Origin of the sequence: Corallococcus sp. CA041A, assembly GCF_003612075.1 — a bacterium.
GTDB lineage: Bacteria > Myxococcota > Myxococcia > Myxococcales > Myxococcaceae > Corallococcus > Corallococcus exiguus.
Genome location: NZ_RAWF01000166.1, coordinates 1 through 22,379, shown reverse-complemented (window position 1 = coordinate 22,379; position 22,379 = coordinate 1). Strand labels below are relative to the sequence as shown.

Annotated in this window: 20 protein-coding genes; 10 read left to right on the top strand and 10 right to left on the bottom strand. The window is 70.6% G+C overall.

The window, feature by feature from the left end; all coding sequences use genetic code 11:
- Positions 1 to 1,382 (top strand): thioredoxin domain-containing protein (locus tag D7V77_RS26650; RefSeq protein ID WP_233597250.1); only part of this gene is annotated, 1,382 nt, incomplete at its 5' end.
- A 24-nt stretch (positions 1,383 to 1,406) separates the two neighbouring features.
- Entirely contained in the window at positions 1,407 to 1,784 is a 378-nt protein-coding gene (locus D7V77_RS26645) for a translation initiation factor (protein ID WP_120579116.1), read from the top strand.
- 60 nt (positions 1,785 to 1,844) lie between these two features.
- Here D7V77_RS26645 and D7V77_RS26640 read toward each other — a convergent pair whose 3' ends face one another.
- The gene (locus D7V77_RS26640; RefSeq protein WP_120579115.1) at positions 1,845 to 2,852 is read right to left on the bottom strand and encodes an isocitrate/isopropylmalate dehydrogenase family protein; all 1,008 of its coding nucleotides are present in this window, start codon (positions 2,850 to 2,852) and stop codon (positions 1,845 to 1,847) included.
- Positions 2,853 to 3,253: 401 nt separating this feature from the next.
- On the opposite strand from D7V77_RS26640, the gene D7V77_RS26635 reads away from it, so the two are divergent.
- Both D7V77_RS26635 and D7V77_RS45780 read left to right on the top strand, forming a co-directional pair.
- Positions 3,254 to 5,437, top strand: a complete 2,184-nt coding sequence (locus tag D7V77_RS26635) for a hypothetical protein (RefSeq protein WP_120579114.1) — start codon at positions 3,254 to 3,256, stop codon at positions 5,435 to 5,437.
- Between the two features lie 88 nt (positions 5,438 to 5,525).
- Positions 5,526 to 7,442, top strand: coding sequence for a HEAT repeat domain-containing protein (locus tag D7V77_RS45780; RefSeq protein ID WP_120579113.1), 1,917 nt, complete (start codon positions 5,526 to 5,528; stop codon positions 7,440 to 7,442).
- A 1-nt stretch (position 7,443) separates the two neighbouring features.
- Here D7V77_RS45780 and D7V77_RS26625 read toward each other — a convergent pair whose 3' ends face one another.
- Positions 7,444 to 8,229, bottom strand: coding sequence for a DUF2270 domain-containing protein (locus D7V77_RS26625; protein ID WP_120579112.1), 786 nt, complete (start codon positions 8,227 to 8,229; stop codon positions 7,444 to 7,446).
- 174 nt (positions 8,230 to 8,403) lie between these two features.
- Between D7V77_RS26625 and D7V77_RS26620 the strand changes: the two genes are divergently transcribed.
- Both D7V77_RS26620 and D7V77_RS26615 read left to right on the top strand, forming a co-directional pair.
- Positions 8,404 to 10,449 carry a response regulator gene (locus D7V77_RS26620; protein WP_120579118.1) on the top strand — a complete coding sequence of 682 codons (2,046 nt, stop codon included), beginning with the start codon at positions 8,404 to 8,406 and terminating at the stop codon, positions 10,447 to 10,449.
- 88 nt (positions 10,450 to 10,537) lie between these two features.
- Complete coding sequence (locus tag D7V77_RS26615; RefSeq protein ID WP_120579111.1) at positions 10,538 to 11,794, top strand: tetratricopeptide repeat protein; 1,257 nt, start codon at positions 10,538 to 10,540, stop codon at positions 11,792 to 11,794.
- 1 nt (position 11,795) lies between these two features.
- Here D7V77_RS26615 and D7V77_RS26610 read toward each other — a convergent pair whose 3' ends face one another.
- Both D7V77_RS26610 and D7V77_RS26605 read right to left on the bottom strand, forming a co-directional pair.
- A complete protein-coding gene (locus tag D7V77_RS26610; RefSeq protein WP_120579110.1) occupies positions 11,796 to 12,305 on the bottom strand; it encodes an O-acetyl-ADP-ribose deacetylase in 510 nt (169 codons plus the stop codon).
- On the bottom strand, positions 12,302 to 12,919 hold the full coding sequence (locus tag D7V77_RS26605) for a DUF4230 domain-containing protein (protein WP_120579109.1): 618 nt from the start codon (positions 12,917 to 12,919) through the stop codon (positions 12,302 to 12,304). Before D7V77_RS26605 ends, D7V77_RS26610 begins: the two co-directional genes overlap by 4 nt.
- A gap of 47 nt (positions 12,920 to 12,966) precedes the next feature.
- Between D7V77_RS26605 and D7V77_RS26600 the strand changes: the two genes are divergently transcribed.
- Complete coding sequence (locus D7V77_RS26600) at positions 12,967 to 13,617, top strand: 2OG-Fe(II) oxygenase (RefSeq protein ID WP_233597249.1); 651 nt, start codon at positions 12,967 to 12,969, stop codon at positions 13,615 to 13,617.
- Between the two features lie 23 nt (positions 13,618 to 13,640).
- On the opposite strand, the gene D7V77_RS26595 is transcribed toward D7V77_RS26600, so the two are convergent.
- Positions 13,641 to 14,198 carry a hypothetical protein gene (locus D7V77_RS26595; protein ID WP_120579107.1) on the bottom strand — a complete coding sequence of 186 codons (558 nt, stop codon included), beginning with the start codon at positions 14,196 to 14,198 and terminating at the stop codon, positions 13,641 to 13,643.
- 254 nt (positions 14,199 to 14,452) lie between these two features.
- On the opposite strand from D7V77_RS26595, the gene D7V77_RS26590 reads away from it, so the two are divergent.
- The gene (locus tag D7V77_RS26590; RefSeq protein ID WP_120579106.1) at positions 14,453 to 15,157 is read left to right on the top strand and encodes a hypothetical protein; all 705 of its coding nucleotides are present in this window, start codon (positions 14,453 to 14,455) and stop codon (positions 15,155 to 15,157) included.
- A gap of 75 nt (positions 15,158 to 15,232) precedes the next feature.
- Here D7V77_RS26590 and D7V77_RS26585 read toward each other — a convergent pair whose 3' ends face one another.
- Entirely contained in the window at positions 15,233 to 16,744 is a 1,512-nt protein-coding gene (locus tag D7V77_RS26585) for a hypothetical protein (protein WP_120579117.1), read from the bottom strand.
- Between the two features lie 171 nt (positions 16,745 to 16,915).
- Between D7V77_RS26585 and D7V77_RS26580 the strand changes: the two genes are divergently transcribed.
- A complete protein-coding gene (locus D7V77_RS26580; protein ID WP_120579105.1) occupies positions 16,916 to 17,662 on the top strand; it encodes a hypothetical protein in 747 nt (248 codons plus the stop codon).
- Positions 17,663 to 17,675: 13 nt separating this feature from the next.
- On the opposite strand, the gene D7V77_RS26575 is transcribed toward D7V77_RS26580, so the two are convergent.
- The 3 genes from D7V77_RS26575 to D7V77_RS26565 are packed head-to-tail and all read right to left on the bottom strand — an operon-like array spanning position 17,676 to position 20,838.
- A complete protein-coding gene (locus tag D7V77_RS26575) occupies positions 17,676 to 18,032 on the bottom strand; it encodes a DUF2019 domain-containing protein (protein WP_233597248.1) in 357 nt (118 codons plus the stop codon).
- A 53-nt stretch (positions 18,033 to 18,085) separates the two neighbouring features.
- Positions 18,086 to 18,997: a DUF2381 family protein gene (locus D7V77_RS26570; RefSeq protein ID WP_120579103.1), complete on the bottom strand. Its 912-nt coding sequence runs from the start codon at positions 18,995 to 18,997 to the stop codon at positions 18,086 to 18,088.
- A 26-nt stretch (positions 18,998 to 19,023) separates the two neighbouring features.
- Complete coding sequence (locus D7V77_RS26565; protein WP_120579102.1) at positions 19,024 to 20,838, bottom strand: serine/threonine-protein kinase; 1,815 nt, start codon at positions 20,836 to 20,838, stop codon at positions 19,024 to 19,026.
- Between the two features lie 98 nt (positions 20,839 to 20,936).
- Here D7V77_RS26565 and D7V77_RS26560 point away from each other — a divergent pair, with 98 nt between their 5' ends.
- The gene (locus D7V77_RS26560; RefSeq protein ID WP_120579101.1) at positions 20,937 to 21,302 is read left to right on the top strand and encodes a helix-turn-helix domain-containing protein; all 366 of its coding nucleotides are present in this window, start codon (positions 20,937 to 20,939) and stop codon (positions 21,300 to 21,302) included.
- A 4-nt stretch (positions 21,303 to 21,306) separates the two neighbouring features.
- On the opposite strand, the gene D7V77_RS26555 is transcribed toward D7V77_RS26560, so the two are convergent.
- On the bottom strand, positions 21,307 to 22,379 hold a 1,073-nt coding region (locus D7V77_RS26555; RefSeq protein ID WP_147452167.1), incomplete at its 5' end, for a serine/threonine-protein kinase.

Sequence of the window (22,379 nt, the reverse complement as noted above, 5' to 3'; positions counted from 1 at the left end):
CCCCCGTTCCCACCCGTGGCGCACTCGCGCTGCTGGCGCTGGGACTCGTCACCAGCGGGCTCGCCGTCTATCAATGGCTGGAGTTGCTCACGGTGCGCGCGGGCGGCTCCACCGCCTGCAGCATCAGCGAGACCGTCAACTGCGCCACCGTCTGGAACTCGGACTTCGCCAGCGCCGTGCACGACACGCTGGGCATCCCCATCGCGGGCCTGGGCCTGGTGTGGGGCCTGGCCGCCGTGGGCCTCTCCGCGCTGTACCTCGCGTGGGCCAAGGCGGGCCGCGATGTGCGCCCGGCCACCAACGGACTGCGCCTGCTGGCGCTCGCGGGCGTCGTCTCCATCATCGTCTTCGCCGCCGTCAGCGCCCAACTGGGCGTGGTGTGCCCCACCTGCATGGGCACCTACGCGCTGGTGCTCGTCTTCACCGGCGTGGCGTGGCGCGGCCTGCCCGGCCCCCTGATGCCCCAGGCGGGCGAGTGGGGCGACACGCTCAAGTGGACCGTGGGCATCTCCGCCGTCGCCTTCGTGGCCATGCAGATGCCCGGCCGGGCCACGCCGCACGCGCCGAAGGCCGGCGCCTTCCTGCCGCCGGTGGCCTCCACGCAGGCGCCGAACACGTCCGGCTCCAACTCCCCCATGCCGCCGCCCCCGCCCGCGCCGCCCGCCACGCTGGGAGAGTTCATCGCCAGCCTGGCGCCGGACCAGCGCCAGTTCCTGTCGGATGCGCTCGCCGTGTACCGCGCGGCCACGCCGAAGCTCGCGGCCTATCCGTCGCGCGCCCTCTACGGCCCGGCGGACGCGCCGGTGAAGGTGCTGGAGTGGACCGACAGCAAGTGCCCCCACTGCAAGATGCTGGTGGAGGAGCTGGCCGCCATCAAGCAGCACGCGCCCCAGGGCATGCTGTCCGTGGAGGCGCGGCAGTTCCCGCTGGACGGCCAGTGCAACCCGGCCATCCCCAACCGCGGTCCGGACGCGCTCAGCGTGCGCTGCGCCGCGGCCCGGGCCACGGTGTGCCTGGAGGGCGCCAAGGACTTCTGGACGCTGCGCGAGAGGCTCTTCGCCGCGCAGGCCTTCCTGGACACCGACAAGGTGATGGAGATCGCCAGCTCCGGCTCCGTGGCGCGCCCGCAGCTGGAGGCGTGCATGACTGCGCCGGAGACCATCGGGAAGCTGCGCCAGGATGTCGAGTACGCCATGCGCTTCAACATCCAGGGCACGCCGCTGGTGCTGGTGAACGGCCGTGAGGTGCCGCCGTTCGCGCCGCTCATCTACGCGCTGGTGCTGGCGAGCGGAAACCCCGACGCCCCCGCCTTCAGCGCCCTGCCGCCTCCGCGCTCGCGTGGCACCGGCTCCCCCGGCCACGAGGGCCACGCCCACCCGTAAGGGGACAGGAGCGCGAAGGACGCCATGGGCAAGCGCGACAAGAAGGACGAGGCCCCGCCGCCGGGGCCCTTCAACAACCCCTTCGCCGCCCTGTCCGCGCAGCGGGACGCGCTGCCCGTGGGAGCGCCTCCGCCCCCGCCCCGGGAGAAGCCGGAGCCCAAGGGCCCCGCGCGCGCCGTGGTGCGCATGGAGCGCAAGGGCCGGGGCGGCAAGGAGGTGACGGTGGTGGAGCAGCTGGGGCTGCCCGCCGCCCAGCTGGACACCTGGCTCAAGGCGCTCAAGGGCGGCCTGGGCTGCGGTGGAGTGGTGGAGGAGGACGCGCTGGTGTTGCAGGGCGACCAGCGCGAACGGCTTCCCGCGCTCCTGGAAGCGCGAGGCGTGCGCAAGGTCATCGTCGGCTGAAAACAGGAAGGGGGCCGGAGGAGAACCTCCCGCCCCCTTCGAAGCACCGCCTGCGCTGGACTACAGCGCGGCGATGATGGCGTCGGTGAACTCGCGCGTGGTGGCGCTGCCGCCCAGGTCGCCGGTGCGCACCTTCGACTCGCCGCCGTAGACCTTCTGGATGGCGTTGGCCATGCGCTGGGACGCCTCACGCAGGTCCAGCCACTCCAGCATCATGACCGCGGACATCATCAGCGCGGTGGGGTTCGCGATGCCCTTGCCCGCGATGTCCGGGGCGGTGCCGTGCACGGCCTCGAAGACGGCGGTGCGCTCGCCGATGTTGGCGCCCGGCACCATGCCCAGGCCGCCCACCAGGCCCGCGCACAGGTCGCTGACGATGTCGCCGTACAGGTTCTCCAGCACCATCACGTCGAAGCGGGTCGGGTCCTTCACCAGCTGCATGCAGAGGTTGTCGACGATGACCTCGTCGTACGCGACCTCCGGGAACTCGCGGCTGACCTTGCGGCAGCAGTCCAGGAAGAGGCCGTCCGACAGCTTCATGATGTTCGCCTTGTGGATGGCGGACACCTTCTTGCGGCCGTTCTTCTTGGCGTACTCGAAGGCGAAGCGGGCGATGCGCGTGGACGCCTTCTCCGTGATGACCTTGATGGCCTCCACGACGCCCGGCACCACGATGTGCTCCAGGCCCGCGTAGAGGTCCTCGGTGTTCTCACGAACGACGACCAGGTCGACGTTCTCGTAGCGCGTCTTGACGTTGGGGACGCTCTTCACCGGGCGCAGGGACGAGTACAGGTCCAGCCGCTTGCGCAGGCCCACGTTCGCGGAGGGCAGGCCGCCACCCACGACGGTGCCGGTGGGGCCCTTGAGCGCCACGCCGCTGCGGAGCACGGCCTCCACCGTCTCGTGGGGCAGGTTGGTGCCGAACTTGGCCACCACTTCCGTGCCCGCGTCCTTGAACTCGAACTCCAGGGGGACCTTGAGGGCTTCCAGGACGCGGATGGTGGCCGCCGAAACCTCGGGACCGATGCCGTCGCCGTTGATGACCGTCACAATGCGCGTGTTCGCCATGGGGGCGGTTCACACCACAAATCCGGGAGGGCCGGAAGGGCGAAAGCACCCGGGATTCACCCCTGGGCATGGCCCCCATCAGCCCGGGTGGTCCGTCCGGCCGCCCGGCAGGGGGCCTTGGCTGACCCGCCCGGGGGCGTGACGGCGGGGGGCCGGCCCCCGCGGAGGGTGCGCCCAACGCATGTGTCGAACGTGTATCGCGCCCCAGGCCCGGAGTGTCTGTCGTTGCCTTCGGGGCAACGGCTGAACTTGCCGTTTGTGGTCTGCGCGTCCTCACGGCGCCAGGCGCTCCCTCGCTGCTCCCTCTGGCGCGCGGGGTGAAGAGGCCCGGCACGCATCGTGCTCATGGGCTGCGGCGTCCGGGCCCTGCTGGCCCGTGCGTTCCCCGAGATGAGGCTTTCATGAGTTCGCGCAGAACCCCTGTCCGGCTGCCGCACCCCGTGCGCTGGGCCATGCTGTCCACCCTGTCGCTGGCGGCCCCCCAGGCGCTGGCGGCCCCCTGCACCCAACCCACGCTGACCGAGTGCTCCAACGTGGACTACCGCGCGTCCTCGTGCGGCCAGGAGAACGACTCCTATTGCCAGGGCCTGATGGAGTCCGAGTGGAAGGCCCGCTACACGACCGCGTCCAAGCGCACCGCGCTGCTGCCCGAGAGCATGGGCGGCGGCGTGGAGTCCGTGGCCGTGCAGCCCAACGCCGTCCTCGACACGCTCTTCTCCGGTTCGGATGAGTCCGTCGTGGGCCAGGTGCAGCGCGGCCAGGTGCTGGCGCGCAAGGACTACAAGAACCTCACCAAGGTGGAGCAGGCGTACAACAAGCAGCGCAATGAGTGGGACGCCAACGGCGTGCTGGAGCGCTCGTGCCAGGAGTACGTGCACGAGAAGCACTACGACTTCAGCCGCTTCGAGCAGAACGCGGGCCGCTTCGGCGACGACTTCCGCGCGGTGTTCACCGCGGCCTACGGCTCCGGAGGCATCGCGGAGCGCACGCTGTTCAGCAAGGACGGGGTGAAGCAGGCGCCCCTCTGGGACGGCAAGACGCGCGTGGAGAAGAACGCGTACTTCCGCTTCGTGCCGGGGCCGTACCCCAAGGGCGCCAAGGGCTACGTCTTCACCTCCGAGGCGGCGCTGAAGGCGAACAACGTGGAGGCCCGTCAGGCGGTGCTGCCCTCGGACGCGTGGCACCAGGCCCTGAGCAAGTCGCTGAGCAAGGTCGCCGACGACGTGCTCAACGATTCTCAGCAGCGCCAGGAGGCCTTCTCCGCCCTGCTGGAGCGGCGCAACGCCGTCTACGCCGGCTGGCAGCGCGAGTCGGAGATGCTGCGCAGCCGCGACTTCAGCACGGTGGAGCTGGATGAGAGGGTCGCCGAGCAGCTGTACGGCCTGGACAAGCAGCTGGAGGAGTCGCTGGTGAAGGCGGACTCCGAGGGCTGCCTCGACACCAGCAAGGCCACGGCGTGTGACTGGAGCCCTCGCCGCTACAAGGCCATGGTGGACGCGGTCATGGTGCCCCGCCGCGAGGCGGACCTGCGCCAGTGCCTCACCGTCACCGGCAACGACTTCGGCGCGGAGAGCTTCATCCGCAACGCGGACCGGCTGAAGATCAAGGGCCTGGACCAGAAGGACTACACGCTCAACCCGACGCTGGTGAATGCGTACGTCAAGGCCATGGCGGAGTACCTGGCGCAGCAGGCGGCGAATCAGCAGCCGCCCACGAACCCGGTCACCATGACCAAGCGCCAGGCGCAGGACTTCTCCGCGGGCGGCTACGCGGGTGACAACAACTTCGGCGGTGGCTATTCGCTGCGCGCGGGCTGGGAGCTGTCCACGCCCGGCTCCGCGTTCACCGGCAACTGGTGCGACACCAACGCCGCCATCTTCAGCGAGCTGGGCCTCTACGCGAACGTGTTCAGCCCGGTGCGCACGGAGATCGCCTGGCTGTCCGGCCGCGCGTCCACGCAGCCCTCCGCCATCCGCGTGGAGCTGGGCGCGCGCGTGCTCGGCAAGTCCGTCTTCACGTTCGACAAGTCCTACCCGGCGCGCTTCACCTTCATCGAGCGCAAGCCCTTCGTGGACAAGGACGCGGCCAAGGCGAGCGCCACCTTCATGGTGTGGTTCATCCCCGTGACGGTGAGCGGCGGCCTGTCCGTGGAGGTGGGCATCGCCACGTCGATGGGCGGCGCCCTGGGCCGTGACTGCGCGCGCAACCTCATCACGCTGGACCTGCTGGGCAGCATCGGGCCCTACGCGTCCGCCAACGGCTTCGTGGCGGTGGCCTTCGGTATCCCGGGCCTCCAGGTGGGCGTGCGCGGCTCGCTGACCATCCTGAGCTTCAGCCTGCCGCTGGAGGGCCGCATCGGCGTCGCGCTGAGCTCGCCCTCGCACCCGACGAACCCCAACACGCTGTACCTGGGCCTGGGGACCAGCCTCAACATGACGCTGCGCTCGCTGGATGGCCGGCTCTCCCTGTTCGGGGAGCTGGGCTTCCTGAAGGTCGAGTTCCCCATCGTGTCGTGGCAGGGCTTCGGCACCAGCACGCAGCTCTTCAACGACCAGCACTACCTGCCGCTCGCGCAGCTCTACTAGCCGCGCTCCCGCATGACCCCGGGGCCGCCTCCAACGGCCCCGGGGAGTGGTTCCCTTCTTCCTTCGACTTTTCCCGCTGGAGTGTTTCATGCGTCGCTCGACCCTCGTTCGTGGCGTGGCTGGCCTGGGTGCCCTGGTGTGCCTGGGGGCGTTGCCCTTCTGGCTGTCCCATCCGTCCTCGTCCGCCGCGACGGTGGAGGCCTCCGAGTCCTCCCACCGGCTGCCGTTGTTCCGCTGGCGCGTGGGCGAGGCGCACACCTTCCACCTCGTCTGGGACGACCTGACGCGCGTGGCGCTGCCCATGCCGGGGCCGGGCGCGAAGGCCCAGGAGCTGGAGGGCGTGCTGCACCTGGACGGCGAGCTCATGCTCCAGGCGTTGGAGTCCCGCGCGACCGGCACCCGGCTGCGCCTGACGCTGCGCCGGCTGGCGCGGCACGAGGCCGTCCTCTCCGGACAGGCGCTGCTGCCCGACGCGGCGGCGCTCCAGGCCCACCTTCCGGACACCGCCAGCGCCTGGTTGGAGTTGGATGCTCGCGGCGCGCTCCAGGCCGTGCGCTTCTCCGAGGCGGAGCCCCCGCTGTTCCGCCAGTTCGCGCAGACGCTGGCGGCGGAGCTGTTTCCCTCCGAGCTGCGCGATGAGCCGTCGTGGACGGCCACCGAGTCCACGCAGACGGGCGACGTGGCGTCGACGTTCGCCTTCGAGCCCGGGGACACCTCGCGGCTGACGCGCCGGAGGACGCGCTACCAGAGCCTGCGCGCGGCGGGCGCGGCGACGGTGGCGAAGCAGGAGCTGGGATCGCTCACGACCTTCGACCGCGACGCGGAGGGACACCTCGTCGCCATCACCCAGGACGAGGTGTTGGACGCGCTGGGCACGGACGGGCGCGCGCTGGTGTCCAAGCGGCTGCGCCTGCGGCTGACGTACCAGTCGCGCGAGATGCAGCCCCTGCCTCCTTCGGATGAGCAGAAGCTCGTGGTGCGCACGCCGTCACAGATCGCCTTCGACACGGACCCGGAGACGGCACAGCTGCGCAGTCAGGCGGAGGGCATGACGGTGGACGAGCTGCTGGAGACGCTGGAGGACGCCACCAGTCCGGATGCCATCGCGGGGCTGGACGTGTTCGCGCGGCGGGCCATCGCGGCGCTGCAACTGGAGCCGAAGCGCTGCCAGGAGCTGGCGCGGCTGTTCCTGAAGCCGGGCACGCACCCGGGCATGCGTGAATTGATGCTGGACCTGCTGGTGGGCGCGGGTCACCCGCAGGCGCAGGCCACGCTGCGCACGCTCCTCCAGGCGCCGGAGGCCCGGGAGCACACGGGCGCGTACGTGATGATGGTGCAGCGCGCGGGGTTCGTGACGAAGCCGGAGCCGGAGATGGGGGTGATGCTCAACGGGCTGCTGGACCGCGCCCGGACGGAGCACGACGTCCCGGTGGAGCGGGCCACGTCGTACGCGTTGGGGGCCTGGTCCTCGCGTTTGAACCCGGAGTCGGCGGAGGCGCGAGCGGCGGTGCGGACGCTGGAGAACGCCGTGGCCCAGGCGCCGGGGGACGAGGACCGGTCGCACGCGCTGCGCGCGCTGGGGGGGACGGCGGCGGAGCGGCTGGTGGACGTGGTGCCGCCGCACCTGCGCGCGGAGTCCCCGGACGTGCGGGCCGCGGCCGCGGATGCGCTGCGCCAGGCCCCGCAGGAGCTGGCCACGCGGCTCTTGCTGGACGCGCTGGGGACGGAGAAGGACCGGAGCGTGCAGCGGGCGCTGCTGGACGCGCTGAACACGCGGCCTCTTGACGCCGGTGCGCTGGAGCACCTGCGGGCGTGGGTGGTGGCCGGAGGGCTGGCGGCGGGCGAGGAGCCCGCGTTGCTGGCGGTCGCGGCCCAGCACCTGGAGGGGGGCACGCCCGTGTTCCAGATGCTCCAGGCGATCGCGCTGCGGCCGGACCTCCAGGCGCCCACGCGCGCCCGGGTGATGTCGCTGATGGCGCAGGTAGGCGCGCAGCTCGGCGGCTGAGTCAGTGGTCGAACGGGGCGGGCGGGCGCGGCGCGTTGGCGCGCGCGCCCGGGGGCCGCGGGCGCTTGCGGCGCTGGATGGCGTAGGGCCGGTAGAAGGCCTCCCACATCGCCGCCCGGCGTCCGCGCGGCCGGGTGCGCAGTTCGCCCAGCGGCGACCGGATGAAGAAGGACGCGGTGAAGAGGTACGCCGCCGCCACGGTGAGGAACAGCAGCGCGGCCATCACCACCGGCCCCGGAATCCAGGCCACGTGCGCCCGCTCCACGAAGTCCCCGAAGTCGCGCGGCGGACGCGGGTGGCTGTAGACCTTGAAGAACCAGGTCACCAACAGGACGATGAGGATGGGCCCGTACGCGCGGTTGAGCCGCGTCGCGATGGCGGACACCAGCGACAGCTGGATTTGCGGCCGGGACATCTCCACCGCCAGCTCCCGCAGCGCGTCTGGATCCACCGGCTCGCGCCGCAGCATCGGCGCCCACCAGCCGTCCTCCAGCAGGCGCACGCGGCGGTTCCACAGGTCGTAGTAGCGGTAGCGCCGCGCCTCGATGAGCAGGAAGGACACCACCATCCAGATGCCCACCAGGAACGTGACGTGCGAGCTCTCCGGCGACGCGAAGCCGAAGGAGATGACCGCCGCCGTCGTGGTGAGCGCCCAGTTCGTCGTCGTGTCCAGCCGCGTGCGCCACGTGTCCGAGCGGCTCAGCTCGCCACGGAAGAGCTGCGCCATGGCCTGCTGAGATATCTCAGGCTGCTCCAGGTCGTTCTTCCTGTGCTCCTTCGTGCTCATCCGTGCCTGGAAAGGTGGGGACGACCGCTCGCCTTTGCCAGGGCGGCCGGGCAGGCGGGCGCTCGGGACCCGTGATGGAGGCGTTCGTGTGGAACGCCTGACATTGCCGCACCACGAAGAGACGGGGGGCGGGTGGCTGGGCGCCTGGAGCGTGCGCATCGTGCGCCCTTGAGCGTGCCATCTTCCGATACCGCCATCGCCGCGCTGTCAGGCCTGCTCTCGGACGAGGGCGAGCGCATCACGCGCCTGTGGTCCAAGCGCCTGCGCGCGGAGACGTACGAGGTGGAGGTCCCCGGCCGGGACCTGCGCGCACCGCTGCGCTATCTGTTGGACGAGCTTGCCCGGCTGCTCGAGGACCGCGGTGAGGACGCGGTGCGGCTGTGGCCGGAGGTGGTGCGTTCGCACGGGGCCTTCCGGTACGACCAGAACTTCGAACCCGAGGACCTGACCCGCGAGTTCAAGTCGCTCCAGGAGGTGCTGCTCTACGTCTATGCGCGCCGCAACGGAGGCGTCATCCACGCGGACGTGGCGGAGCTGGTGTCGGAGCTGGTGTGGGAGGCGGACGCGTCCGCGCAGGCCTCCTACGCGCGCGTGCTCAAGACGGAGGAGGTGCGCTTCCGCGAGGCGGCGGTGATGGAGTCGGTGCTCAACCACGTGGAGGTGGGCATCCTGCTGGCGGAGACGGACGGCACGGTGTCCTTCGCCTCGCCGCCGGTGAGCCGCCTGATGGGCGTGCCCATGCGCGCGGTGGTGGGCGCGCGCGCCACCGGCTCGCTGGGCCCCGTGCTCACCCAGGTCAACGCGCGGCACCCCACGGGCGAGCCCTTCAAGGTGCAGGACATGCCCTTCCTGCGCGCGCTGCGCGAGAAGGGGCCGGTGCGCGGCGTGATGATGCAGGTGGAGCGCCCCGGCGGTGGGGACGCCACGCTGGAGATGAGCGCCACTCCGGTGTGGGAGGAGGACCAGGTCCTGGCGGGCGTCATCCAGACCTTCAGCGACCGCACCGAGGCCGCGGTGAAGACCAAGGCCCTGGAGAACGCGCACGACGAGGTGCGCAGACTCCAGGGACAGCTCCTGAGGCGCACCCGGCAGCAGGCGCTGGGGCAGCTGGCGAGCGGAGCCGCGCACGCGCTCAACAACTTCCTCAACGTGCTGCGGCTGCGCATCACGCTGTTGCAACGCGAATACAAGCCCGAGCACGTCGACGCGCTGGACAAGACGGTGCGCAACATTGGCGAGTTGGTGGCGCGGCTGCAGGAGTTCAACGTGCAGCGCACCGAGGAGCACCTGGGCAACGTGCCGGTGGACCAGACGGTGCGCGAGGCGCTGGAGCTGGCCCGGGGCGAGCTGGAGCAGCGCGAGCACCCGGTGCACACGGAGCTGGACCTGGGCTTCCCGTGGGGCGTGAACGCGGACGCGGGCTTCTTCCGAGAGCTCATCGTCAACCTGATGCTGTCCGCGCGCGACCGCATGGAGGGCGGCGGCACGCTGGTGATTCGCTCCCGTCCGGCGGCGGAGGACTGGCTGGACCTGCGCATCGAGGACGGGGGAAGGCCCTACGCGCAGGATGAACTGGCGGGCCTGTTCGACCCGCTGCGCAGGGACCCGGGGGCGCCGCAGTTCTCGCTGTTCCTGGCGGTGGCGCGCACGCAGGTGCAGCGCTGGGGCGGAGAGCTGACGGTGGAGAACCGGCGCGACGGCTCGGGCGCGAGCTTCCTGGTGCGGCTGCCGCGCTTCCGCGATGTTTCAGCGGGCGAGCCTGTGTCCGCCGAGCCGTCGCCAGCGCAGCCGGCGGGACGCATGCCGCGCATGCCCGGGCGCGCGCGCCGCGTGCTGGTGGTGGACGATGATTTGGACAACGCGCGGATGATGGCGGAGGTCCTGGGCGAGGAGGGCTACGAGGTGCAGGTGGCGCACAGCCCGGAAGTGGCCCTGCGCATCTGGGAGAAGCACCCCTACGACGCCGCGCTGCTGGACGCGGTGATGCCGGAGATGACGGGCTGGGAGCTGGCGCGCGAGCTGCGGCAGCGCACGCCCCAGGCGCTGCTGGCCATCGTCACCGGCATGGACGTGCGGGGACAGAACCGCGCGAGCCTGGCGCAGGTGGATGCCGTGTTCCGCAAGCCCATCGACGTGGGCGCATTGGATGACTTCCTCTCCCAGCACCGGGGAGAGGAGGAGTCCTCTGAACCGGAAGACACGCACGACACAACGCACTGACGGGCCTGGAGCTCCGGCGGCTTTTCACTTTGTCGTCCCGCGCCTCAATCCATCGAAGTGAGGAGGTCGGAGGGGGTAGAGTCCGCGCGTGATTTCCCCGGCGGAACTGGAGCGCCTGCGCCGCAAGGTGGAGGCGGGTGAAGTGCTCAGCGGCGCGGAGCTGGAGGCGCTGCGTGACGAGGCCGCGCGCACGCCTGGACCCACGCTGCGTCTCACCGTGGCGCATGCGCTGATCAATGCGGATGCGGAGCGCGAAGCCCTGCCGTTGATGCAGGCCCTGCGGCGTGATTTCCCCAAGGACCTCCAGGTGCGCCTGGGGCTCGCGCGAGCGCTGCTGGGCCTGGAGCGGCACCGGGAAGCGGAAGCCGAGCTGCGGGATGCGCTGGTCCTGAGCCCCGGCGACCCGGAGGCCCTCAAGGTGCTGGCCGTGCTCGCGCTGCGGCAGGGAGAGGGCGCGCGCGCCCGCGCCTACGTGGCGGAGGCCGTGGAGCGGGACCCCTTCGACGCGGAGGCGAAGCTGCTGCGCGCGGAGCTGGAGGCCGCGGACCTGCCTCCGCCGCCCGCGCCCGAGGAGCAGGTGCTGCGCCCGGAGTTCACCGCCGCGCTGACCGCCGCGTTGGGCCGCGCGGGCGTGGCCTTCCGTCGCCAGGGCCGCGACCTGCTGGTGAAGCTGGCCTCGGGTGGAGTGGGCCGCGTGGACGTGGGCTCGCTGTATGCCGCGTATCAGGAGGCACCGGGCACGCAGGGGCTCACCGCGCACGTGGAGGCGCTGGCGTCGAGGCTGGGCGGATTGTCCTCGGGCGTGGGGCCCACGGGGATGTCATTGGACGCGCTGCGCCCGGTGCTGCGGCCCCAGGGCTTCGTGGCGGGGACCCAGGGCGCGCTGTTCCGTCCAGGGCCCGAGGGGCTGGAGGTCTTCTACGTCCTGGAGGACGCGGAGTTCGTGCGCTACCTGCCGGCCTCCGCGCTGAAGGAAGCAGGGCTCACGCTCGAAGCGGTGGACGCGGCGGCGTGGCACAACCTGGAGCTGCGGCCCGCGGACGTGCGGCCCGTCGTCATCGACCAGGGCGAGGTGCGGCTGGCGGAGGCGTTCTCCGGCATCTGGGCGGTGGCGGGCGGCGACGGGCATGACGGCGCACGACTGCTCACGAAGGCACAGCGTCGCAGACTGGATGCCGCCACGGGCGGAGGCCCGCTGCGCGTGAGCCTGGGCCGGCGCGAGGTGGCGCTCCTGTGCCGCGACTCGGATGGTGAGTCTGTGCGGAGGCTCGCCACGCTGGGGCACGCGCCGGATGGGGTGCCCGGAGCGTTCGTGCTGGAGGGTGATGTGTTGCGGAGCGCGTGACCTACGCGCCGAGTGCCCGCTGATACGCCTTCAAATCCTGCTCGCTGAAGAGGACCACGGTGACGCGCTCCAGCTCTGGCCGCCGCGCCAGGGCCGCGCGGATCTCCCGCAGGGCGATGGGCGCGGCCCGTTCAATGGGGAAGCCGTAGGCGCCCGTGGAGATGGCGGGGAACGCCACCGTGCGCAGCCCGTGCTGCTCCATCAGCGCGAACGTGCTCCGGTAGCACGAGGCCAGCAACGCGTCCTCGTCGCGGTCCCCGCCCCACCACGAAGGACCCACCGCGTGGATGACGTGTGCCGCGGGCAGCCGGTAGCCCTTCGTGATGCGGGCCTCTCCGGTGGGACAGCGGCCCACGGTGCGGCACTCCGCGACCAGCTCCGGACCCGCCGCGCGGTGGATGGCACCGTCCACGCCGCCGCCACCCGACAGGCCGGAGTTCGCCGCGTTCACGATTGCGTCCGCCGTGACGCGCGTGATGTCTCCCTGGAGCAACTCCAACCGTTCCGTCATCCCGCGCTCCCCACCGGCAAGGTCTCCACGAACCGCACCTCCCGGAAACCCAGCGTGAGCAGCAGCCCCCGCAGCGAGCGCTCCGCGGACTGACGCGCCTTCTCCTGGAGGCGCCGGTCCTGTCGCACTTCTTTTTCGAAGGCCAGGCGCGCCTTCTCCAGCAGCTGCGCCGTCTGCGCGCTGTCCAGGTTGGAGTCGATGATCTCCGTCTCACCGGGCCGCAAGGCCACCGTCACTTGCATCGGAGGCAGCAGCACGTCCACTCGCGTGCCCACGGCGCGAAGGTGGCTCGAATCGAAGCGCTGGAAGTCGAACCCCAGGTGCGCGTCCGCGAACACGATGGCGCGGCCGTGCGGGTTCTGGAGCGTGTAGCTGGCCCAGAGCAGCACGTCCTTCCACAGCGCATCCGTGGCCTGCGGCTCCGGCGTGAACGTGACCTTTTTGTAGAGGGACACGTCCAGCGTCTCCAGCCGGGCCACCTCCCGCATCTGCTCCACCACCGCCGCCGTGTCCGGCAGCCGGGGGGACGCGGGACGCAGCAGCATCCAGGCCGCCAGCGCGCCGAGCGCGACGGCGGCGAGGAGGGACAGGGCTCGCGAGACGTTCTTCGCCATGGGCGGGAAGTCTACCCGCTTCCGGAACGGGGGCGTCCTGGGGCAGCGTGCGGACGCGGGCTTCCGGACAGGCGCTCGCGAAGGAGTGGCGCACAGTGGAGCTGACGGACGCGGAGGTGGAGGCCCTGGGCTCGCGGGGGTACTTCGTGCGGGACGGCTTCCTGGGCGAGGCGCGGGCGCTGGAGGTACGGGCCGCGGCGCTCGCGCGCGTGGAGGCCGCGACGCTGAAGCCCGCGGGCATCCGGCGCGGCGCGGACCATGCGCTCGAGACGTCCGTGCGTGGCGACCACATCGAATGGGTGCTGCCCGGCGCCGCCCCCGAGCTCGAAGCCCTGTGGCTTCGCTTCCAGTCGCTGGGAGAGGCCGTGTCCTCGGGTGCGTACCTGGGGCTGGGGCGCTTCGATTTGCAGCTCGCCTGCTACCCCGGCGGCGGTGCGCACTACGCCCGTCACCGCGACGCGTTCCCGGGCCAGTTCAATCGCCGGCTCACCGCCATCTGGTACGCGAACGCCGATTGGATGCCGGAGCACGGCGGCGTGCTGCGCCTGTTCCCGGAGGACACCGGCGCCCCGGTGGAGGTGGCGCCGGTGCTGGACCGCCTGGTGGTGTTCCTGAGCGAGCGGCTGGAGCACGAGGTGATGCCCGCTCATGCGACCCGCCTGGCCCTCACCGCGTGGTTCTACGGCCGGGGCACCTGAGCGCTACAACGCCTCCACGCGTTCTATCCCGCGTCGAACGCGCTGCCCGCGTCGAACGCGCTGCCTGCGTCGTAGAACGGCCCCGCATCGAACGGACCGGGGCCCGCGTCGTAGCCCGCGTCCTGGGACGGACCGGTGCCCTCCAGCGTGCCGACGATGTAGATGTCGCCCGTCCCGGTGCCCGGGCAGTTCTGCTGATTGCGCTTCAGCTGGAGCTGCGCGTACGCCACGGAGCCCTGGTACACGTCCACGGCCGTGCTGCCGGCGTACACCTCCAGCCCCGCCCGGTTGTAGGCCCTCACCTCCACGACGCGCCGGGGCCCGACAGGGATGTTGCTCAGGTAGCCTTCGATGTAGCCGTTCCCCACGTAGAGGGATTGGGGGTACGAAGGCGGGAGGTCCTGCGCGCTCACGGTCGCCGCGGCTGACGTGACGCCGCACGCGTCACCCGCGAGCGAGATGCTCATCTTCACGGACTCGGTGCCCTCGGGGTTTTCGAAGTCCTCGGTGCCGGCGCCGCAGGCCGCGACCATCAGCGCGCAGCTCGTCCCCAGCACGAATCCCCATCCGGTTCGCTTCATGTGGTCCCTCTCCCTGGTGGCGCGTCGTTCGCGCGACCTTGAGACAGGCACCCCGTCCGGGTTGGGACATGCCCCGTGACGAAAGTGCGGGACGGCAACGGCGCGGAGAGGAAATGGGGCCCCGCCTGCCTGCTCCACGGCCGGCCCGGACGCGGACGGATTCCAGGGGGAACGACGGCGTCCATGACCCCTGTCGCGTAACGGGGGCGTGTCTAGGTTCTTCCCCAGTCATCTTCGTACGGGGGATCGAGAGCATGTTCCAGAACAGGACGAAGCGTCACTGGGTGGTGGGACTGGCGTTGGGGGCGTCCATGACGTTCCTCGCCGGCTGCGGCAGCTCGAAGGCCGCGCGAGTGGACGACGCGATGATGGCGCGCGTCCCCGAGGACCAGCTGGGCGCGGTGCGTGACGCGCAGCTGGCCCGCACCAAGGCCGCCGACAACGTGACGCGCGCCGAGGTTGCGGTGCGTGACGCCGAGCGCGCCTCGGAAGTGGCCCGCCGCAATAGCGACGCCGCCAAGAGCCGCATGGAGGCGGAGAAGGCCGCCGTGAAGGCCGCCGAGGCCACCGGCCAGCAGAGCCCCATCGCGTCGGCGAAGATCCGGCTCCAGGGCGCCGAGGCGGGGCGCGTCGCCGCGGACGCCGAGGTGGCCTGGCACGACCGCAAGACGGAAACCGCCAAGGCGGAGAAGGACCTGCGCGCCGCGGAGCTGAAGGTGGCGGACTCGGAGCTCAACCTGGCCCAGTTCAAGGCGCTGGAGCGCAGCGGGGACGTGCGCGCCAAGAACATGTCCGAGGCGAACTTCATGTCCGTCGTCGCGGAGACCCAGCGCGAGGTGGAGGACGCCCGCCGCCGCGTGGACGAGCAGAAGCGCGTGGAGCAGGACGCCCGCGCCGAGTGGCAGCGGCTGCGCTCGGAGGCCCCGCAGGGCTACGGCGGCAGCGGCTCCGCGGACTGACGCTCCAGCGTGAAGCACGGAAGGGAAGTCCCCGGGCACTCGTGAGGGTGCCAGGGGCCTGTCCCGTGCGTGGAGCTACTCCACCTTCAGGGTGGCGGCGCCCTTCAGGTCGCGCTGGAGCGTGAGCCAGAGCGCCTTGCCCTCCGCATCCACGGACGCGAAGTAGTCCGTGTCCGCGGTGAGCGACTTGCCGTCCAGGGTGACCGTCGTCGGCGCCGTGGCGGCGGTGTAGCCGTGCACCACCACCATGGGGCGCGCGAGCGTGCGCCCCGCAGTGTCGAACGCCAGCGTCACGCGGTTGGAGGCGGCGTCCGCTTCCCACGTGGCGTAGACGGGGTTGTAGCCAGCGACGTCGTAGGTGACGGCGTCGGTCCGGCCCACGCCGCCCGGGCCGCGCGTGCGCACGGTGCCCTCGGAGGCGGTGAGCTTCACGCCCTGCCAGGCCTCCACCTCCGACACGAGCGACAGCACGGGGCTGGCCGTGTGCGTGCCCAGCACCATGAAGACGGAATAGCTCTGGTAGGGATGGCCGGAGAGCATCACGCCGTCATCACCCAGGCGCGGGTACTGCGACAGGCCCACCGCGCCGAAGTTGCTGCCCCACGCGAGCCGGTGGGAGTTGGTGACGGAGGGCAGCTCGTACTGGTTGAGCTGGTAGGGCCAGTTGTAGTCCACGGGCATGGGGCCGTTGGCGTGGCGCGTGCCCCACTCCGGATATAGCCAGTAGCCGCCCGCGGGCTTCTGCTCCCACGTCTGGGTCTGCACCGCGCCCATCTCCGCGTCCGGCGCGGCGGTCCACATGCGCGTGTAGGGGACGACGTTGGGTTCGCGGTAGTCCCAACCGGTGTTCATCGTCACGGGGGAGGACAGCGTGACGAAGCGATATTTGTCGCCCCAGCCCAGGCCGGCGATGTCCGTGCTGGCGTTGCCGTCGAAGGCGAGGTCGCCGTAGGGCGAGCGCACGTCGGCTTCAATCTGGTTCGCGGGGAAGCCGGACGCGTCGTGGGTGATGGCATACAGCGGGTGGTCCCGGCCGGTGGCGAACAGGTACTGCACGGTCACCTGCACCACGCGGCCGTCCAGCGACAGCGGCCACTTCAGTTCGTGCAGCGCGTGGTGCGCGCCCTTGAAGACGAAGCGGCCGGAGCCGCGCACGTCCTGCGTCCAGGCGCCCCACGTCTGGCCATCTTTCAGGTGACTGGTCACCATGCCCCAGCCGGGAACCTGGGAACTCTGGCCGTCGCAGGTGCGCTCGGCGCCCGCGACCTCGTAGGTGTAGCGGCGGATGTAGCCGCCGTTCCAGCCCGCGGGATCCGCCGCGTCGTTGCGCACGAGCGACACGGAGCGCACGTGACAGTCGCGGTCGCGCCAGACGTAGCGGTCGGTCTTGAAGCCGCTCAGGTCCCGGGCGCACTGCAACCGCAGGGGGGCGCACGTCCCGCTGGCCGGGTCGATGGAGTTGCTCTCCTCGCAGGGGTCGGTGACGGGGTTGGGGTTCTCATCACCGGGGCGCACGTCCTTGCCGCCACAGGCGGTGAGGCTCAGGGCCAGCAGGGCCACGGTGTGTCGAGCAGAGGGGAGGGTCATGGAGTTCTCGAAGAAGTGGGAGCGCAGGCTTGCCACCCTCACGCACGGTGATGCAAGCCCCCACGCGGAGCGCCACCTCATTGGGTTGTTCCTGAAGCGGGCAGGCAGCCGAGCGGTGGCGGGCACGGCGGAGAGGCCCCGGGGCATGAGGGCCGTGTCCACCGTACGGGCATGGCGAACGGACGGTGGCTCGTCTCGGTGGGACTCCTGGGCCTCTTCTCGGTGCCGGCGGTGGCGGCGGAAGGGGTGCAGGGAAGGGTGCAGGAGTTCTTCCTTGGAGACGGAGCGCCACCGCAGCAGCGGGGGCAGGTGGAGCTGGGCACGGGGCTGGAGTGGACGCGTCAGGACGATGAGACGCGCTTCGAGCTGCCGGTGCGCGGCGAGTACGGCCTGAGTGACCGCGTGCAGGTGGAAGCGAAGGTGGCGCTGACGACGCCGGAGGATCCGCGCGGGTTGGATACAGCGGAGGCGGGCATCGGACTGGCGCTGATCAATGACAGCCGGCGTGGCTTCACGCTGAGCGTGGGCATGGACCTGGAAGCCACGCGCGACATGACGGACGACCGGTTCCGCCCGGGCTTCGAGCCGTACCTGCTGGCGTATCAGGACGTGGGGCCGGTGGGCTTCAACCTCCAACTGAAGGCGGAAGAGCTGCCTGGGGTGCGCGGTCTGGGGAACGAGCTGCATCCGGACTTCGCGGCCGGAGCGGTGCTGGCCTTGGGACCACTGCGGCCCATGGTGGAGGCGGGGTGGAGGGACGAGGACGGTACGTCCACCGTGCTCCTGTCACCGGGGCTGCTGGCGCGCCCGCTGAAGTCCCTGGAGTTCGGCGTGGCGGTGCCCTGGAGGTTCCACGCGGGAGGAGCTCGCGACGTGGGCGTGATCGGGATGCTGACGTGGCAGGGCGGTGGGGCGTAGCGGGTGGTTTGGCTCACGCGGGGTCCAGGGACCAGGTCCCTTCTTCCCAGCGCTTCAGTGCCTCCTGCGCTTCGAAGGGGATCAGCCCCTTGCCCTTCGCAGCCTCCTCCAACACTGCCTTGGCTTCGGCGGTGCGATACCGCAGGAGCAGTGCCGCCGCTGCCGTTCGAACATCCATCCGTGGATGGGTGAAGAGAGTTGCGAGCGCGTCCCGACCGACATCGCCGTGGGTCCTCATCCGTTTGAACGCCGCAATGGATTCATCCGCGTGCTTGTTCGCGGCGTTCGCGTCGCCTCGCCAGATGGCATCGGTTTGCGCCGCCGCATGCTGCGCGAACTTCGCGACGAGCTTCTGGAGGTCTTCCGTCACCAGGGTCCGTCTCCGAATGCTCTTCATTGCGCGGAGCCCAAACGCAGCTGTGATTATGGAAACGTCACGTTGCCCAGCGTGATGGTGCGCGGTCCGTCCTCCCAGAGCTTGAGGGAGTACGGTCCCTGGACACCATCATCAGGAGCTTCGGCTTCGACCACGATGCTTCGGGCCTGGGTCAAGGGACTGGATGGCTCCTGCCAGACCCTGAGCACCTGCAATTCCGCTCCGCTCCTGCCTCGAAGTGTCGCTCCCTTCAAGTTCCAGGGCTGCGCTCCCGCCTTCGTCGCCAGCGTGACCACGACGGCAACAGCCCTCTTGGCGCGGTAGGTAATGACGGAGGCCGCCTCCAGGGCATTACCAGAAGACGGAAGGATGTCCTGGGTCACGACGCGACCCACCACACCCTCCTTATCCAGGGTGCCGGTGGAGAGGAGCCCCGCCAGTCCGGCTGGGGCCTCATGCTCAGCCACCAACCGTGAGCTCTCGTCCCGGCAGCGCTCCAACTCCGCACGGACTTCCCGGATCTCTTGTTGATAGGTCTCGAGCGTCCGCTTCCCGCGATAGACCTCAATGACGGGCACCGTCTTCGCGGGATGCACCTGAAGGAGAAACGAGGCACTCACCGGAGCCGCGCCATCCTTGAAGCGCACGACGAGCCGGAAGTGCTCGCCAGGGATGACACGCGAAGAGGGGACCAGGCGGAGCGTGGCCTGACCGACGTCCACCAGGGTGAAGCGCTCCCGACCTTCCAGTTCGATGCCGTCACGCATCAGGTCCGAGTCAAAGTAGAGGCCCGTGGAGAGCCCTGCACTGACCGCGATTTCCGCGACGAATGGAGTTCCCTCCGGAGTCAGTTCGATGCGCCGGGCGCCCGGCACGGAGGCTGAACTCTCGGATTGAGCGAATGCCCCCGCACTCGCGAGCACGAGCGCCAGGAAGACAATCGTGGATGAAGAGGGCACTTGGCGGCATCTCCCAGGCAGGCCTGCTACTCGAACTCACGCACTGCCTTCACGCTCACCGTGGTGAAGACCCGGGCGCTCGACGGGGAGTCGTCTCCAGGCTCCCTCGGCAGGCCCCGGCCTCCCACCTCCGCGTAGACCTCAAGGCACACGGGAAAGCTGTCGCCTTGTTTGGTCTCCGCCCACGTCAGGCGCCCGTAGACGCGGTCTCTCACGATGAGCCGGCCTGACAGTGCCGTACCGCCCAGCAGGCTTCCCACGTTCTGGGCCAGGAGAAATTGTGTAGGGCCGTCGGACACCGAGATGACGCGCGGTCGCGAGAAGTCGAAGGCTGCGATGTACTCGTCTCCCATCCTGATGCCCCGTTCCTTCATGGCCTTCACCGCGCCCACAGGGCAGGGCTCTGGCGGCGGAGGTGGACGTACCTGGGGACCGGGGCAGGCCATCAATGCCGTGCAGGCCGCCGCGCCCGCCGTACGCGTCATGACGCTCCGGGCCTTCTTCGCGGGCTTCGAGGAGAGCGGTAGAGAGGGAGCTTCTGGCGTCTGCGTCGTCACGGTGGTGGCAACCTCCTGGAGCGTCGCGGGAAGTGCGACGGCCGCGGCGATGGCCTCTGTCCCGTTGGGAGCCACGGCCCGGTCAGATTGAGGCGACTTGTCAGTGGGCGCTACTTCCTGACGAAGCGTGACTGCTCCTGAAAGCCCCGCTGCCCCGCGCAGCAGCAGCGCGCCCGTGGTGATCAACACCAGGGCCGTCACCACCACCGCCCACGCGCGCAAGGAATGTCGTGGCTTCGCCGTCGTCTCCGGCGGCGTTGCTCCGGCTGGCGTCGGTGGCGCCTCCGGTGGCGCGCGCACGCCCCGCCGGGGCCGGTGGCGGGGACGGTTCCGCCACTTCTCGAAGCTGTCCAGCTCGCTCTCCGTCGTCGCGGTGTCCTCGCCGAACGCGTCGCACAGGGGCACGTCCCACGCTGCGTCCGCGCCCCTCAGGAGTTCCTCCAACGCGGTCACGACGGTCAGGGCGCTCGGTGTGCGCGCTTCGGGCGTCTTCTCCAGCAGCCGCAGGCACACGTCGCTCAACGCAGGAGGCACGCGCTCATTCGCCTCGTGTGGTGGCACGGGCGTCTGGGTGAGCACGGCTTCGATGAAGCTCGCGTCGTCCTCGCCATTGAAAGGCCTGCGCCCCGTCAGCAGCCAGTAGAAGACCACGCCCATCGCCCAGAGGTCATCCGCCGCGCCCGCCTCGTAGCGGGCCCCGAGCACCCGGGCATACTGCCGGAAGTACCTCCACGCTTCGGGCGCGCGGTAGTCCGGCGTCCCGGGCGGGAGGATGTCCACCGTCAGATCACGCGCGCCGGTGTAGTCGCCAATGCCGAAGTCCACCAGCTTGGCCGGGCCGTCCGAGGCGCGCACCATGATGTTGGCCTCCTTCACGTCCCGGTGCAGCACCCCCTCCGCATGCGTCGCGGCGAGCGCGCGCGCCACGTCCACCAACACCCGCGTCACCCGGCGCGCGGAGGGATTCTCCTCGTCGGCCCAGAGGTCCAACCTGCGTCCGTCCACGTACTCCATCACGATGATCGCGAAGCGCGGCTCGCGTGGGGGCCACAGCCCGTAACCCTGGAGGCCCACGACGTGGGGGTGGTGAAGCTTCAGGAGGATGGAGACCTCCCGTTCCACCCGCTCGCCAGCACGCGGCAGGTACAGCAGCTTCAGGGCGAACGGCTGTCCCGCGTTGCGCGCGAGATACACCGTGCCGAAGCCGCCCTGACCCAGCTGGCGCTCCACCGTGTAGCCCAGCACCTCCGCCCCGGGTGCCAGGATGGCGGGGGGTGGCCTCATGGCGTCCTCATTCCAGGTTCATGTGTCTCGCGCATGCGGCCTCCTCGCGAAGGCCGGGGGGGCCCCAGCGCATATCTCGGATACGCTGCGCACCCTCCATGAATGAAGAACTCGGCAGCACCATTGGCACGGCGGCGCGCGCCGCCCGCGAGCATCTGGGACTGACGCAGGCCGAAGTCGCCGAGCGCATCGGACTGGTCCACCCCGTCTACAGCCGCCTGGAGCGCGGCAAGATGCTGCCCAGCGTCCCGTCCCTCTATCGCCTCTGCCAGGAGCTGCGCGTCTCCCCTGAAACGCTGTTGGGCCTGACCCCGGCGGGCGAGGTGCGCAAGGGGGCGAAGAAGCAGTCGCCCCGGGAAGACGGCGACGCGCCGGACCTGCGACGCCTGCTGCACCTCGCGCGCAAGCTGGACGCGGAGAAACTGGACGCACTCCTCCATGTCGCATCCGCCCTGGCGCGTTGAGGCGCTAATCCTCCTCCGGGCCTTCCTCGAAGAGGCCGCCCTCGCCAAACTCCACCACGTCCCGGAGCACGCGGCCCTCCGCCAGCAACCGCGCGACTTCCGCCGCGGCCTCCTGGCGCCCGTAGCCCGGGTGCCGTCTGGCCAGGGCCGAGCGAAGGGCGTCGCGCAGGTCCGCCGCGGTGGCGAACCGTTCTTCAGGCTCGGAGCGCAGGGCCCTGTGCAGCAGTTGCTTCACATCCGGTGAGAGCTTTCCCACCGCTGCCTCGACGTCCGTCGGGCCGAAGCAGGCCAGCAACACCCGCATCTGCGTCAGTGGCAGGGAAGGGAGGAACTCGATCTGCAACGGGCGCAGTCCCTCGGGCCGCCGGGGTACGTCCTGCACGTCGAAGAGATGCTTGCTGGTGAAGAGCTCCACCAGCAGTACGCCCAGGCTGAAGACGTCCGAGCGTGGCGACAGTGTCTGCCGCTCCAGGTATTCGGGAGAGGCATAGGCCACGTCGCCCCGGACCAGGCTCGCGGGTGACTCCTCGCGGCCGATGACCACCGAATAAGCCGCTCCGAAGTTCACGAGCTTCACCTCGCCGTGCATCCCCACGTAGACGTGCCGGGGATTGACGTCGCGGTGGATGATTCCCAGGGGCTTGCCCGCATCATCCGCCAGCGTGTGCGCGTGGTGCAGCGCTTCGGCCAGCTCCGCTCCCACGTAGAGGGCGAAGGACTCGGAGACGGGCTGGCCGCGCGCCACGCTCGCGCTCACCAGTGTCTCCAATGAAGGACCGTCGACGTACTCCATGACCACGTGCAGCGAGTCCTGGTGCACCTTGCGATGGAACACCTGGGCGATGGCGGGGTGACGGAGCCGGAAGGCCAGCAGGATCTCCGCTCCCAGTCGCGTGCGACGTGGCGTGGTGGAGGGATTGGCCAGCCGCCGCACGAAGCAGAGCCCGGGCAGGGTGTCCCCTCGCTCCGGGAACCGGCGGGCGAGCATCAGCACCTCTCCTGTCTGCATCCGCACCAGTTCGCGGATGGCCTCGTAGCGGACGCCCTCGATGGTGAAGAGGGGCCGGGGCTGTCTCT